The following is a 14,765-nucleotide window of genomic DNA, read 5'->3' as shown; positions in this document are numbered from 1 at the left end:
AGGAGAGTTTGATGTTTTCCAACGCGTTCACCGACAAGGCCGTCATGGCCGAGCTGGTCGCAAAAATGCTCTGGGAGATCAAGGCCGTGCATTTCAGCGCCGACAAGCCCTATAAGCTGTCGTCCGGCATGGCGAGCCCTGTTTATATCGACTGCCGCAAGCTGATCTCCTATCCGCGCATCCGCTCGGCGGTGATGGATTTTGCGGCGGCATCCATCCTGCGTGAGGCCGGTTTCGAGCAGTTCGACGTCGTTGCAGGCGGCGAGACGGCCGGCATTCCCTTCGCGGCCATGCTGGCCGAGCGCCTGGGCCTGCCGATGATCTACGTGCGCAAGGCGCCGAAGGGCCATGGCCGCAACGCCCAGATCGAAGGCCACATGCCGGAGGGCGCCCGTGTTCTGGTGATCGAGGACCTGACGACGGCCGGCGGCTCGATGTTCAAGTTCATCGACGCGATCCGCGCTGCAGGCGGCATCGTCGACCATGGCATAGCGCTCTTCTATTACGACATCTTCCCGGAAGCTGTCGGCGACATGAAGTCGAAGGGTGTCGACCTGCACTGGATCGCCACGTGGCGCAACGTTCTGGCCGTCGCCCGTCAGCAGGCGCTGTTCGACGACAAGACGCTGGGCGAAGTCGAGGCCTTCCTCAACGACCCGCTGGCCTGGTCGGGCCGCAATGGCGGCGTCAGCGCGCTTGCCGCCCAGTAGGCGCCAGCAGTTCTGGGGTTTCGTCGAAAGTCATTGAAATCAATTGAAATGTCTTCAGGGGAGAAATGCCGATGATCGTATGTTGTGGTGAAGCGCTGATTGACATGCTGCCGCGGGACACGACCGCGGGCGAGAGTGCATTTGCACCCTATGCCGGCGGGGCGATCTTCAACACCGCGATCGCACTCGGTCGGCTCGGTATTCCCACCGGCTTCTTCACCGGCCTTTCGGATGACATGTTCGGCGATATCCTCCGCGAAACGCTGAAGGCGGCGAATGTCGACTTCGGCCCGTGCGCGACCCTGTCGCTGCATACGACGCTTGCCTTCGTCAAGCTCGTCAATGGCCATGCCACCTACGCCTTTTTCGATGAGAATACGGCAGGGCGCATGATCACCAAGGACCATCTGCCGGCGCTCGGCGATTTCTGCGAGGCGCTGCATTTCGGCGCGATCAGCCTGATCCCCGAGCCCTGCGGCTCGACTTATGAGGCGCTGATGACCCGCGAACACGAGAAGCGCGTCATCTCCTTCGACCCGAACATCCGGCCCGGCTTCATCAAGGACCGGGAAGCCCATCTCGCCCGCATGAACCGCATGGCGGCGATGTCGGACATCATCAAGTTCTCCGACGAGGATCTCGACTGGTTCGGCATGACCGGCAGCCACGACGATCTGGCGGCCGAATGGCTGAAGCGTGGGCCGAAGCTTGTTCTGATCACCAAGGGCGCCGACGGGGCCGTGGGTTATACCGCCCGCCACAAGGTGGACGTCACCGGCGAGCGCGTGGCCGTCGTCGATACGGTCGGCGCCGGCGATACCTTCGATGCCGGCGTGCTGGCGTCGCTGAAGCTGAGCGATCTGCTGACCAAGGACACCGTCGCAAACCTCTCGGAGAGCGCCGTCGGCGACGCCCTGGCGCTGGGTGCCAAGGCGGCCGCCGTCACCGTTTCGCGTGCCGGCGCAAACCCACCCTGGAAGCATGAAATCGGGCTCTGAGGAGAGCCCGCCCATAACTCAACCTTCCTCCTCCACCGGACGATATTCGAGAATGTCGCCCGGCTGGCAGTCGAGAACGGCGCAGATCTTCTCCAGCGTGTCGAAGCGCACGCCTTTCACCTTGCCGGATTTTAAAAGGGATATGTTCTGCTCGGTGATGCCGACCTGCTCTGCAAGGTCGCGGGAGCGGACCTTCCTTTTTGCCAGCATGACGTCGAGATTGACTATGATGGGCATCGCCTAAAGCCTTTCCAGGAAAAGTGCGAAGCGGTTTTCCGTCAGGAAATGCTCAGAAATTAAAGAGAAAGAGCGTTTCCATGACTCTGCCTGAGATGGAAACGTCTCTAGACGAAGCTCCGGTTCTCGGCGTCGATCCCCGATGCGATGACCATGACGTGGCCAAGCACAAGAAGCAGTCCGGCCATTAACAGAACGATCACCGTTCCTCCATTGATATCGATGAGAACGGAGTGTCCGGTCGCGCTGGGATTGTCATAGGTGACGGCCATCACGCCGATCGCGTTGCTGATCACGAGGCTGAGCGAGCCGACGATTGCGATGATCCCGATCCGCTTCAAAAGGACGCCATTGCGGCTGGAGAGAATTTCCCTGCGCTCGAACCCATCAAAGAGCTGCCAGGCGAAAGCCAGCCCCGCGATGACAAGCGCATTGTTCAAGGCGGTGAGAAATATCACGGTCGAGATTGCGCGATAGGAGAGCGTAATCGTCCCAAGTTTCGGGAACACGACATCGCGGATGCCCTGCTCGAAGCCGGCCCGGTCGAAGAAAATCTGCCAATGCATATAGACGACGGCTGCGCAGAACACTGCACCACACAAGACGACCATGTGCTTCATGATGCGGCTCAGCTTGCGTAGCCGCTCGGGGGATTCGCTCATTGGAAAATTCCTTATCGGCTCACTTGTTTTTTTGTTGTAAAACAATAATTATTTCGCGTCAATTGTGATTTTGGTGCGTTTATGTCTTTCCGTATTTTGATGAACCCATGCCTTTTCCTGTCGCTCAATGTGCTCGCCGCCTGCGCGGCGCTCAATGTCGGTTCGCTTGAAAAGCTCTCGAGCGTCGATCCGCTCACGTCCGATCCGGCAGAGCTGCGTGTTGCGCTTTTGGTGCCGGAAGGGCTGTCGCTGCGGCGCGGCGATGCGATGCTCGGGATTTCGTGGAAGGCGGATGGCACTCCCCTCGACACCCGCCATTTCGCGCTTCAGATCCAGTCCGGCAATGCCGGAGCGCCGGCCCTGACTGAGCGGATGCGGAACGGGCAGACACTCTATGTCCTGACATTGACGCCCGCTGATGCCGAGCGCCTGCGCGATATGCAGGAGAAGATTGCGGTGACCAAGGGTATCGAAGCAAAGGGGCGCGGCAGCCTCGCGGTCGGTTTTTCCGGCGGCTGCTGGACCGGTCAATTCCCCGCCGACCAGAAGATCACGGTCGATGCCTGGATCCGTACCCGTTCCGACGAAAGCTACTTCCAGATCCTTTCAGGACTGGATCTGATGGACACGCTCCGCCAGTCCGGCGTCAAGGCGCTGCCGGCCTGCGCGGCGTGAGTGGCCGGGGGCGACGTTCGCGCCCCTGGCCTTGGCTTTCTAGCGGGCAGCCTTGAGCAGCACGGCCACAAGGCCTGATGTCGACGAATCGTGACCTGCCGCACTTTCCTTGCCTTCGACCACTGGCAGCAGACCCGTTGCCAGCTCCTTGCCGAGCTCGACGCCCCACTGGTCGAAGGAGTTGATGTTGAAGAGCGCGCCTTCGACGAAGACGCGGTGCTCGTAGAGGGCGATCAGCCGGCCGAGCGCGAAGGGGTCGAGCTGGTCGTAGACCAGTGTCAGCGACGGGCGGTTGCCGGCAAAGACACGGTGCGGTGCGATTTTGTCGGCCTTGGCGTCCGCCATGCCCTTGGAGGTCAGCTGCGCCTTCGCCTCGGCAAGCGTGCGCCCCTTCATCAGGGCTTCAGACTGGGCAAGGCAATTGGCAATCAGCAGTTCGTGCTGGTGGCGCAGGTTCTTCTCGTGGCCGTTGGCAGCGATCATGAACTCGGCCGGGATGACGTCCGTGCCCTGATGGATCAGCTGGTAGAAGGCGTGCTGGCCATTGGTGCCCGGCTCGCCCCAGACGACCGGACCGGTCGAATACTCGACCGGCTTGCTGTCGAGCGTCACGGCCTTGCCGTTCGATTCCATGTCGAGCTGTTGCAGGTAGGCGGGAAAGCGCGACAGGCGCTGGTCATAGGGCAGGATTGCGCGCGAGGGGTAGCCGAGAACGTTGCGGTTGTAGAAACCGAGGAGGCCGAGCAGCATCGGCAGGTTCTGGCGGACGGGCGCGGTGCGGAAATGCTCGTCGATGGCATGGCCGCCATCGAGGAAGCGGCCGAAGTTCTCCTTGCCGATGGCGATCATCAGCGGCAGGCCGATCGCCGACCAGATGGAGTAGCGGCCGCCGACCCAATCCCAGAAGCCGAACACGCGCGCCTGGTCGATGCCGAAAGCCGCGACCTTGTCGAGCGCGGTTGAGACGGCGGCGAAGTGATGACCGACGGCGGCTTCACCGAGCTTGCCGGCGATGAAGGCGCGGGCGGTCGCCGCGTTGGTCATCGTCTCGATGGTGGTGAAGGTCTTGGAGGCGACGATGAAGAGGGTCGTTTCCGGATCGACGAGCTTCAGCGTATCGGCGATATGCGCGCCATCGATGTTGGAGACGAAATGCAGGCGCGGGCCGTCGTGGAACGGTGCAAGTGCCAGCGTTGCCATCACCGGGCCGAGATCCGAGCCGCCGATGCCGATATTGACCACATCGGTGATCTTCTCGCCGGTCGCACCCTTGAGCGCGCCCGAGCGGATGCCATCGGCAAAGGCGCCCATGGTTTCGAGCACGCCGTTGACGTCGGGCATCACATCCTTGCCATCGACCATCACAGGGCGATTGCCGCGGTTGCGCAGCGCCGTGTGCAGCACGGCCCGTTCTTCGGTGATGTTGATGATGTCGCCGCGGAACATCGCGTCGCGCTTCTCTTCGACCTTGGCTGCTTTCGCCAGCGCCTCGAGACCGTCGAGCACCTGCTCGTTCACCGCGCATTTCGAATAATCGAGCAGCAGATCGTCGAGCGAGGTGCTGAAGCGCGAGAAGCGCTCTGCATCGCTCGCGAAGGCGGCGCGGATATCGGTCGCATTGGTCTGCGCGGCGGTTGCTTTGAGTTGATCGACAAGCGCTTTCATCGCGGGGCTCCTTGTGTCGGACATTCGCCTGCGTAGCTATTCGCTTTAAGCCGCTCAAATCAAGCCCGCAAAACCGCCGAAATGGCGGTTTTCAGGGTTTTTTAAATCGTTTAAAATTTCGGAGTAATTTACCCCCGTAGATCCTTCCTCAGGATCTTGCCGACATTGGTTTTCGGCAACTCCGTGCGGAATTCGACGAAGCGCGGCCGCTTGTAGTTGGTGAGATTGGCCGCGCAATGCCGCTTGACGTCCTCTTCGGTGAGAGTCGCATCCTTGCGCACGACGAACAGCTTGACCGCTTCGCCCGAATGTTCGTCCGGAACGCCGATCGCTGCGCATTCGAGAATACCGGGATGGGTCATCGCCACTTCCTCGATCTCGTTCGGGAAGACGTTGAAGCCTGAAACCAGGATCATGTCTTTCTTGCGGTCGACGATCTTGACGAGGCCCGCGGGGTTTATGAAGCCGATATCGCCGGAGCGGAAGAAACCATCAGGCGAAATCGCCTTGGCGGTCTCGTCCGGCCGCTGCCAGTAACCGGCCATCACCTGCGGCCCGCGAATGCAGATTTCGCCGACTTCGCCGATCGCCAGGGTGTTGCCCTGGTCGTCGCGGATCTCAACGTCGGTCGAGGGGATCGGAAAGCCGATCGTGCCGGTGAACTCGGTCGAATCGAGAAGGTTGGCGGTGGCGACCGGCGACGTCTCGGAAAGGCCGTAGCCTTCGGCGATCGGGCACCCCGTCATCTTCTGCCAGCGTTCGGCCACCGGTCTTTGGATGGCCATGCCGCCGCCGAAGGTGAGCATCAGCGACGAGAAGTCGAGCTTCTGGAATTCGGCGTTGTTCATCAGCGCGTTGAACAGCGTGTTGAGGCCCGGGAAGATGTTGGTCTTGTACTTGCCGAGCTCCTTGACGAAGCCGGGAATATCGCGCGGGTTGGGGATCAGGATGTTGTTGCCGCCGGTGGCAAGGCCCATCAGCGAGTTCACCGTCAGCGCGAAGATATGATAGAGCGGCAGCGCGCACATGAAGACGAGATTGTCGGGGCGCGGACGCGAACGGAACGCCGTGTCGAACCAGATTTCCATCTGCGCCATGTTCGACAAGAGGTTGGAATGGGTGAGCGTCGCCCCCTTGGAAACGCCTGTGGTGCCGCCGGTATATTGCAGGAAAGCGACGTCACTAGGCGCGACGTTGGGCTTGGTCAGCTTCAGGCGACCGCCTTGGGCAAGCACCGACTTGAAGGAATGATGGCCGGGGATCGACCAGGCGGGCACGAGCTTCTTCACCCGGCGCACGACCAGATTGACGATTACGCCCTTGAAGCCGAGCATGTCGCCCATCGTCGCGACCACCACGTGCTTGATGCTGGTCTTGGCCGCAACCTGCTGGACCGTATGGGCGAAGTTCTCAAGCACGAAGATCGCCTTGGCACCCGAGTCGACGAACTGGTGCTCGAGTTCACGCGGCGTGTAGAGCGGGTTGACGTTCACCACCGTGAAACCTGCCCTGAGGATGCCGTAGACGATGACAGGATTCTGCAGGATGTTCGGCATCATCACCGCGACGCGGTCGCCCTTCGACAGCCCGTGTGCCTGCAGCCAGGCGCCGATCTTGGCGGATTCGGCATTGAGTTCGGAGAAGGTCAGCGATTTGCCCATGCAGGTAAACGCGAAGCGGCGCGAATAACGCGCGACGGCATGGTCGAAGAAGTCGCCGATCGATTTGTAGGGCAGCGGGCCGATCTCGGCGGCAATGCCCGGCGGATAGGACTTCAGCCAGATCTTCTCTGGGCTGGTGCCTGTTGGTTGCGTGTTGAGTTCCGCCATGACCTCTCTCCCTCTGGTCGCCACAGGCTGGCCTTGCTTGCGGCCAAAGAAGTACCCTCCCGGTCTTCTCTTGCCGATGAAGATGATGCTTTTGCGACACCTCTTCAAGCCGAGATTCGGGATTATATAACTTTGACGTAAACGTCAACTCAGGTAACGGTTAACCGACCCGGCTTGTTCGCACGTGAAAAAGTATGATGAGTGCCGCAAACCCTTTGCCAGTCGGGCTCAAAGCCTGTATTGCGTTGCAGCATATCTACATCGGATACCGTCCGCTATCCGCTGCCAGCACCCACAGATTTGTTCCGCTGTTCGAGGCCGAACGACACAGGTCATTGCTCATGTGTGACGAAGCCTATTCTTCTGCCGTCGATCCGCGCCGAAGCCGCATCTCTGTTGCCGAGGTTGCGCTTGCCGTTGGCGGATTCGGGATCGGTACGGGCGAATTCGCCATCATGGGGCTGCTGCCGCAGGTGGCCGACGACGTCGGTGTTTCGGTGCCGAAGGCCGGCGCCGTGATCAGCGCCTATGCACTCGGCGTTGTCGTCGGCGCACCGTTGATCGCCGTGCTTGCCGCACGGTTTTCCCGCTTTCGTGTGCTTCTGGTGCTGATGCTGCTGTTTGCGATCGGCAATTTCGCAAGCGCCATCGCGCCGGATTTCTACACGCTGGTTGCTGCGCGCTTCTTTGCCGGTCTTCCGCACGGCGCCTATTTCGGCGTGGCGGCGCTGGTGGCTGCAGGGCTGGCCGCACCCAACCAGCGGGCGCGTGCCGTCGGGCGGGTGATGATGGGCCTGACGATCGCGACCCTGTTTGGAACGCCGCTCGTTGCCTGGTTCGGTCAGGCGCTCGGCTGGCGTTCGGCCTTCGCCATTGTCGGCGGCATCAGCCTTCTGACCATTGCGCTCACCTGGTCCTACGTGCCGCGCGACAAGGGCAATCCACAGGCGACGCCGCTGCGCGAGCTTGGCGCCCTGGGCAAGCTGCAGGTTTGGCTGATGCTCGGCATCTGTGCCATTGGCTGCGGCGGCATGTTCGCCGTGTTCAGCTACATCGCCCCGGCATTGACCGAAGTCGCAGGCGTTTCCGGTGCCAATGTGCCGATCATGTTGTCGGTGTTCGGCGCCGGCATGATCCTTGGCAACATTGTCGGTTCGCGTCTTGCCGACTGGGCGCTGCTGCCGGCGATCGGCATCGCGCTTGCCTTTAACATCTTCGCCTATGTGCTGTTCTATTTCACCATGGGCAATCCGTGGATCGCTATCGTCAACGTGTTGTTCATCGGCGGCGGCTTCGCCGTCGTGCCGGGTGTGCAGACCCGGCTGATGGACGTGTCGGGCGAGGCACAGACGCTTGCTGCAGCGCTCAGCCATTCCGCCTTCAACCTCGCCAATGCGCTTGGCGCCTGGCTTGGCGGCTGGTCTATTGCATCAGGCTATGGCTGGACCTCGACCGGCCTTGTCGGCGCCGTCATGGGTGTTGCTGGCTTCGGCATCTTTCTCGCCTCGGTTTTCATCGATCGCGCCGAGACGACAAGGCAGGCCGCGACGCGTGCGGCAGAATGACTCCTGCCATCAAATAAAGCCCGAGAGCTTGCGCGCCGCTAAATTTTTCTGTCATGTCCCGCCGCTAGCGTCGGCTATGGCCCCGAAACTACCGTAAACCGGGGTCATTGGGGCGCTACCGCATGATTTTGTCCTTAGATCGGGGTCGATTTAAGCGCAAAATCATGCATCAGATCGTGGTACGGCGACCTTTGCGCGTCTTTGTAGGAGACGCGCGCGCTGTACAGGCTGGCAAGGCCTCGGGTTTGTTGTAAAGTCGTCTGGAGACGGAGGAATGTTGGTGCAGCTGGGCAATCGCGAACGAGAAAACCTTCCCGCAGAGCCGCGGCTCTTCGGGCATGCGGCGGCGTCGCGCTCGGCTCTGGTTGGTCCGATCACCGCTGCGCGCTGGATGCTCGTCTTCGTGCTTCTGGCCGGCGTCTATTTCTTCCACGGCTTCCTCGTCCCGGTTCTGGCCGCCGTCGTCATCGGGTTTGCCAGCTGGCCGATCTATCGCCGCCTGCTGGCGGCCGTCGACGGCAATCGCACATTAGCGGCGACCATTGCCATCATCTGCGTCGTCGCCTTCATCGTCGTGCCGATCTCGGTTGCTGCCGTCTATGCCGTCGACGAAGTGCGCGACTGGCTGGTGTGGGCGGTTGAAACCAATGCCAACGGCGCGGGCGTGCCCGTCTGGCTGACGACGATCCCGGTTGCCGGCGCCTGGCTCGGCGAACAATGGGTCAAATATGTCGGTCATCCCGGCGCGCTCGGCGAACTGGTCCAGCTCGTCAGCGGCTCCAACATCGGCAATATCTATCGCGGCGTGCTGGTTATCGGCGCGTCGGCGTTTCATGCCTTCCTGACGCTGCTCTTCATGCTGATCACGCTGTTCTTCGTCTATCGCGACGGACACTCCTTCTCCAAGCAGCTCGACCATCTCGGCGAGCGCATCTTCCCGATGCGCTGGGAACGGCTGTCGCGCGTGGTGCCGCTGACGATCAGCTCGACGGTGACCGGCATGGGCATCATCGCCATTGGCGAGGGCATCGTGCTCGGCGTCGCCTATTGGCTGGCCGGCGTTCCGTCCCCGGTCACGCTCGGCATCATCACCGGCCTGATGGCGCTGATCCCCGGCGGTGCGCCGCTCTGCTTCACGCTGGTTTCCGTCTATCTCGTCGCCAGCGGCTCGCCGGTTCACGGCATTGCGCTGTTTGCCTGGGGCACGACCGAACTCTTCATCGTCGACAAGACGTTGCGCCCGCGCCTCGTCGGCGGACCGATCAAGCTGCCCTTCCTGCCGACCTTCTTCGGCCTCGTCGGCGGCGTGAAGACCATGGGCTTTCTCGGCCTCTTTGTCGGCCCGGTGCTGATGGCACTGCTGGTCGCCATCTGGCGCGAGTGGATGCGCGAAGTGACCAGCGAAGCGGCGCCGACGGTAAGTCCGATCATCAAGGGCTGAGGCATCTCCAGGAAAAGTGCGAAGCGGGTTTCCGTCAGGAAATGCGTGGAATCAAGGAGATAGAGTGTTCTGCGGCTCCGTCTAAACCGGAAACGCGCTGACGCCGCCAATGCGTCAGCGGCCGTTGGGCGGCGCCAGTGTCCTTATCTTTTCCTTATGCGCCCGCGAAACCATCCCAATCGATAATTGACCCGCTCAAGGTGCATCATCCGGCAATAACCAGTCCCGGAGTATGCACATGTCCGATCTACTTTTTCTAGCCGCCGGCATCGGCGGCCTTGTCGTGTTTGCGCTCTACGCGCGCACGCTCAGCCGGCTCTAGGAGGCGTCGATGTTCGAAGCCTTGCTCGGTCTCACTATAGCCGCCGCACTGACGGTCTACCTCATCGTGACGCTCGTTCGACCGGAACGGTTCTGATCCCGGGTTGAAGTTCATACCCCCGGGGTCGAAGTCCATACCTCCAGGTCGAGTTTCGTACCTCCAGGTCGAGTTTCGTACCCGAGGGGCCGTCCTTCCCACCTCCGGTCGTCTTTCGTGGAGAATTCCTCATGTCTATTATCGGGTGGCTGCAGATCAGCCTCCTCTTCCTCGCCGTCTTCCTCGCGATCAAGCCCCTTGGCCTCTATATGGCACGGGTTTTCGCCGGCGAACGCAATTTCCTCTCTCCGGTTCTCGGTCCCGTCGAGCGCGGCCTCTACCTCGCAGCCGGCGTCGATGACCGGAAGGAGCAGGGCTGGCTTGCCTATACGCTGTCGATGCTCGCCTTTAGCGCGGCCGGTTTCGTGCTTCTCTACGCGATCCTGCGCTTCCAGGGTTCGCTGCCGCTGAACCCTCAAGGGTTTGTCAACGTCCCGGCGGACCTCGCCTTCAACACGGCGGTCAGCTTCCTGACGAATACCAACTGGCAATCCTATGGTGGCGAGACCACCATGAGCCACTTCAGCCAGATGGCTGGCCTCACGGTGCAGAACTTCGTCTCGGCGGCGACCGGTATCGCCATCGCGCTTGCCGTCACCCGCGCCTTTGCCCGTTCCGGTGCATCGACGCTCGGCAATTTCTGGGTCGACCTGACCCGCTCGACCCTCTATGTGCTGCTGCCGCTGGCAATCCTCGTTGCTCTCGCCTTCGTCGCGATGGGCATGCCGCAGACCTTCCACGCCTCCGTCAGTGCCACCACGCTCGAGGGCGTGCAGCAGACGATCGCGCTTGGTCCTGTCGCAAGCCAGGAAGCCATCAAGCAGCTCGGTACCAATGGCGGCGGTTTCTTCAACGCCAATGCTGCCCACCCGTTCGAAAATCCGAGCGCGCTCAGCAACTACCTGTCGATCTTCGCGATGCTTTCGATCACCTCGGCGCTGGTCTACACCTTCGGCCAGATGGTTGGTGACCGCCGCCAGGGCTGGGCCTTCATCGCCGCCATGGCGACCCTGCTGATTGCCGGCATCGGCGTCATCTACTGGGCCGAAAGCTACGGCAACCCGATCCTTCACAGCCTCGGCCTCGAGGCGTCCCTCGGCAACATGGAAGGCAAGGAAGTTCGCTTCGGCCAGGCGATGTCGGCGGCCTATGCCGGCGTGACCACCGGTATCTCGACCGGGGCGGTCAACGGCATGCACGGTTCCTTCACCGGCATCGGCGGCCTTGTTCCCATGCTGCTCATCCAGCTTGGTGAAGTGCTGCCCGGCGGCGTCGGCTCCGGCCTCTACGGCATGGTCGTCTTTGCGATCCTCTCCGTCTTCGTCGCCGGCCTGATGGTCGGGCGCACGCCCGAACTGCTCGGCAAGAAGATCGAAGGTCGTGAGATGAAATATGCCATGTTGGCGATCCTCATCCTGCCGGCCTCGATCCTCGGCTTCACCGCGATATCAGCCGTCATGCCCTCGGCCGTCGCCAGCATTGGTACCGCCGGACCGCACGGCCTGTCGGAAATCCTCTATGCCTATACTTCGGCAACCGGCAACAACGGCTCGGCCTTCGGCGGCCTTTCGGCAAACACGCCCTGGTACAACACTACGCTCGGTTTCGCGATGCTGCTCGGCCGCTTTGCCTATGCGATCCCGGTGCTCGCCATTGCCGGCTCGCTTGCCGCCAAGACGCGCCATCCGGCTTCCAAGGGAACCTTCCCGACGCACACGCCGCTCTTTGTCGGCCTGCTCATCGGCATCATCCTCATCCTCGGCGGGCTGCAATATTTCCCGGCCCTCGCGCTTGGTCCCATCGCTGAGCAATTCGCCATGCTCTCGGGCCAGACCTTCTGAAGGAACAAACAATGTCTTCGAAACCCGTCGCCCCTGGTCTTCTCGACCCGGCGATTCTCCTGCCGGCATTCAAGGCCGCATTCACCAAGCTCGACCCGCGCCAGCTTATTCGCAACCCGGTGATCTTCGTCACCGAGGTTGTGGCAGCCATGTCACGGTCTTCTTCATCCGCGACCTTGCCACCGGCACCGGCAGTCCGCTGTTTTCGGGGCAGATTGCCGCCTGGCTGTGGTTCACGGTGCTCTTTGCCACCTTCGCCGAAGCGGTTGCCGAAGGGCGCGGCAAGGCGCAGGCCGACAGCCTGCGCCGCACAAAGTCCGAACTGATGGCCCGCAAGCTGGTCTCGGCGGAAGGTCGCGAAACGCAGACGATCGCTGCCACCTCGCTGAAGGTCGGCGACCTCGTGCTGGTCGAAGCAGGCGAACTGATCCCGGGCGACGGCGACGTCGTCGAGGGTGTCGCCTCGGTCAACGAAAGTGCGATCACCGGTGAATCGGCCCCCGTCATCCGTGAGTCCGGCGGTGACCGCTCCGCCGTCACCGGCGGTACGCAGGTGCTGTCGGACTGGATCAAGGTGCGCATCGGCACGGCGCCTGGCGACACCTTCGTCGACCGCATGATTGCGCTCATTGAAGGCGCACAGCGCCAGAAAACCCCGAACGAGGTCGCGCTGTCGATCCTGCTCTCGGGTCTGACGCTGGTCTTCCTGGTTGCCGTCGTGACGCTCTGGGGTCTGGCCGGCTATTCCGGTACGGTTCTCTCGGTCACGGTTCTTGCAGCGCTGCTCGTTACGCTGATCCCGACCACCATCGGCGGCCTGCTGTCGGCCATCGGCATCGCCGGTATGGACAGGCTGGTGCGCTTCAACGTCATCGCCACATCCGGCCGCGCCGTCGAGGCGGCGGGTGACGTCGATACGCTGCTGCTCGACAAAACAGGCACGATCACCTTCGGCAACCGCATGGCCGCCAACTTCATGCCGGTCCCCGGCGTGACGGATGCCGAACTTGCCGATGCCGCGCTGCTGGCAAGCCTCGCTGACGAGACGCCGGAGGGCCGCTCGATCGCAGCGCTTGCGACCGGTGAATTCGGTCGTCAGACGCCGGCCGTGTCTCTGCCGGTTTCCGGCAAGCAGAAGGGCCGCGAAGTCGTGGCCTTGGCGGTCGGTGGCGGCTCGGTTCAAGCAGGAGCTTTGGCAATCGATACTGTCGTGCCCTTTGCTGCCGAAACGAGGCTGTCGGGCGTCGACTTTGGCGGTCGGCGGTTGCGCAAGGGCGCGGTGGACTCGATCCTGAAGTTCGCTGGCGTTCGTGACGAAAACGTGCCGGCCGAGTTCCGCCGGGCCGTCGACCAGGTCGCGCGCACCGGCGGCACGCCGCTGGCCGTTGCCGACGGCAACCGTCTGCTTGGCGTCATTCACCTCAAGGACGTGGTCAAGCCCGGCATCAAGGAGCGCTTCGCAGCTCTGCGGGCCATGGGTATCCGCACCGTCATGGTGACCGGTGACAACCCGGTCACGGCAGCGGCAATCGCGTCGGAAGCGGGTGTCGACGACTTCCTCGCCGAGGCGACGCCGGAAGACAAGCTCGGCTTTATCCGCAAGGAGCAGCAGGGCGGCCGCCTGATCGCCATGTGCGGCGACGGCACCAACGATGCGCCGGCGCTGGCTCAGGCCGATGTCGGCGTGGCGATGCAGACCGGCACGCAGGCGGCGCGCGAGGCGGCCAACATGGTCGACCTCGATTCCAGCCCGACCAAGCTCATCGAGATCGTCGAGATCGGCAAGCAGCTGTTGATGACCCGCGGCTCGCTGACGACCTTCTCGATCGCCAACGACGTGGCAAAATACTTTGCCATCATCCCGGCGCTGTTCATCACCACCTATCCGGCGCTGGCAGCACTCAACATCATGGGGTTGTCGTCGCCGCAATCGGCGATCCTGTCGGCGGTCATCTTCAACGCCTTGATCATCGTGGCGCTCATCCCGCTGGCGCTGAAGGGTGTCAAGTATCGTCCGGTCGGCGCCGCCGCTCTCCTGCGCCGCAACCTGCTGGTCTACGGTCTCGGTGGCCTGGTCCTGCCTTTCGCCGGCATCAAGCTCGTCGACATCGTCGTCTCTGCTCTCAATCTGGTGTAATCATGTTGAACCAACTTCGCCCCGCAATCGTCATGGCCCTGCTGCTGACCGCGATCACCGGCCTTGCCTATCCCTTCGCAATCACCGGCGTCTCGCAGGCGCTGATGCCGGCGCAGGCCAATGGCAGCCTGATCAGCATGAATGGCACCATCGTCGGCTCCGATCTGATCGGGCAGAACTTCACCTCCGACAAGTATTTCTGGCCGCGGCCCTCCGCGACCGGTCCTGAAGCCTACAATGCAGGCGGTTCGACCGGCTCCAACCTCGGCCCGACCTCGGTCAAGCTGAAGGATCGGGTCGCTGCCGACGTCGAGAAGCTGCGCGCCAGCGGCATAACAGGGGAAATCGCCGCCGACGGCGGCACGGCGTCCGGCTCCGGTCTTGACCCGCATATTTCGCCGGCTTTCGCCCGCGAGCAGGTTTCCCGCGTTGCCAAGGCACGTGGGCTTGCGGAGCCGGATGTGGCGACCCTGGTCGAACAGGCGACGGAAGGACGCTTGCTCGGGATCATAGGCGAGCCGCGCGTCAATGTGCTAGAACTCAACCTTGCTCTGGATGCCCGGAGAAGCTGAGTTTGAAGCCAGAGA

At 62.3% G+C, this 14,765-nt stretch carries 12 protein-coding genes and 1 pseudogene; 9 read left to right on the top strand and 4 right to left on the bottom strand.

Features of this window, described 5'->3' with window-relative positions; all coding sequences use genetic code 11:
- The first annotated feature begins 11 nt into the window (after positions 1 to 11).
- Together ABIE33_RS05985 and ABIE33_RS05980 are read left to right on the top strand one after the other, a co-directional pair.
- Positions 12 to 710, top strand: a complete 699-nt coding sequence (locus ABIE33_RS05985) for an orotate phosphoribosyltransferase (RefSeq protein ID WP_429122558.1) — start codon at positions 12 to 14, stop codon at positions 708 to 710.
- 71 nt (positions 711 to 781) lie between these two features.
- Entirely contained in the window at positions 782 to 1,708 is a 927-nt protein-coding gene (locus tag ABIE33_RS05980) for a carbohydrate kinase family protein (protein WP_429123128.1), read from the top strand.
- A gap of 18 nt (positions 1,709 to 1,726) precedes the next feature.
- Here ABIE33_RS05980 and ABIE33_RS05975 read toward each other — a convergent pair whose 3' ends face one another.
- Both ABIE33_RS05975 and ABIE33_RS05970 read right to left on the bottom strand, forming a co-directional pair.
- Complete coding sequence (locus tag ABIE33_RS05975) at positions 1,727 to 1,945, bottom strand: helix-turn-helix domain-containing protein (protein ID WP_429122555.1); 219 nt, start codon at positions 1,943 to 1,945, stop codon at positions 1,727 to 1,729.
- 107 nt (positions 1,946 to 2,052) lie between these two features.
- Positions 2,053 to 2,607: a DUF2975 domain-containing protein gene (locus ABIE33_RS05970; RefSeq protein ID WP_429122552.1), complete on the bottom strand. Its 555-nt coding sequence runs from the start codon at positions 2,605 to 2,607 to the stop codon at positions 2,053 to 2,055.
- 81 nt (positions 2,608 to 2,688) lie between these two features.
- Between ABIE33_RS05970 and ABIE33_RS05965 the strand changes: the two genes are divergently transcribed.
- Entirely contained in the window at positions 2,689 to 3,282 is a 594-nt protein-coding gene (locus ABIE33_RS05965) for a hypothetical protein (RefSeq protein WP_429122550.1), read from the top strand.
- A gap of 39 nt (positions 3,283 to 3,321) precedes the next feature.
- Here ABIE33_RS05965 and pgi read toward each other — a convergent pair whose 3' ends face one another.
- Both pgi and ABIE33_RS05955 read right to left on the bottom strand, forming a co-directional pair.
- A complete protein-coding gene (gene pgi, locus ABIE33_RS05960) occupies positions 3,322 to 4,947 on the bottom strand; it encodes a glucose-6-phosphate isomerase (protein WP_429122548.1) in 1,626 nt (541 codons plus the stop codon).
- Positions 4,948 to 5,075: 128 nt separating this feature from the next.
- Entirely contained in the window at positions 5,076 to 6,776 is a 1,701-nt protein-coding gene (locus tag ABIE33_RS05955) for a long-chain fatty acid--CoA ligase (RefSeq protein WP_429122545.1), read from the bottom strand.
- Positions 6,777 to 7,117: 341 nt separating this feature from the next.
- Between ABIE33_RS05955 and ABIE33_RS05950 the strand changes: the two genes are divergently transcribed.
- The 6 genes and pseudogenes from ABIE33_RS05950 to kdpC all read left to right on the top strand — a co-directional run bounded on the left by ABIE33_RS05950 (position 7,118) and on the right by kdpC (position 14,750).
- Positions 7,118 to 8,341 carry an MFS transporter gene (locus tag ABIE33_RS05950; RefSeq protein ID WP_429122543.1) on the top strand — a complete coding sequence of 408 codons (1,224 nt, stop codon included), beginning with the start codon at positions 7,118 to 7,120 and terminating at the stop codon, positions 8,339 to 8,341.
- A gap of 280 nt (positions 8,342 to 8,621) precedes the next feature.
- Entirely contained in the window at positions 8,622 to 9,782 is a 1,161-nt protein-coding gene (locus ABIE33_RS05945) for an AI-2E family transporter (protein WP_429123125.1), read from the top strand.
- 331 nt (positions 9,783 to 10,113) lie between these two features.
- The gene (locus ABIE33_RS05940) at positions 10,114 to 10,200 is read left to right on the top strand and encodes a potassium-transporting ATPase subunit F (RefSeq protein ID WP_429123122.1); all 87 of its coding nucleotides are present in this window, start codon (positions 10,114 to 10,116) and stop codon (positions 10,198 to 10,200) included.
- A gap of 131 nt (positions 10,201 to 10,331) precedes the next feature.
- Positions 10,332 to 12,041, top strand: a complete 1,710-nt coding sequence (gene kdpA, locus ABIE33_RS05935; RefSeq protein ID WP_429122540.1) for a potassium-transporting ATPase subunit KdpA — start codon at positions 10,332 to 10,334, stop codon at positions 12,039 to 12,041.
- 11 nt (positions 12,042 to 12,052) lie between these two features.
- Positions 12,053 to 14,178: pseudogene (gene kdpB / locus ABIE33_RS05930) on the top strand (potassium-transporting ATPase subunit KdpB).
- A 2-nt stretch (positions 14,179 to 14,180) separates the two neighbouring features.
- Positions 14,181 to 14,750: a potassium-transporting ATPase subunit KdpC gene (gene kdpC, locus ABIE33_RS05925; protein WP_429122537.1), complete on the top strand. Its 570-nt coding sequence runs from the start codon at positions 14,181 to 14,183 to the stop codon at positions 14,748 to 14,750.
- The last annotated feature ends 15 nt before the right edge of the window (positions 14,751 to 14,765 follow it).

Origin of the sequence: Ensifer sp. 4252 (genome assembly GCF_050434565.1) — a bacterium.
GTDB lineage: Bacteria > Pseudomonadota > Alphaproteobacteria > Rhizobiales > Rhizobiaceae > Ensifer.
Note: the sequence above shows the minus strand (reverse complement) of the source record. Positions and strands in the feature narration are given on the sequence as shown.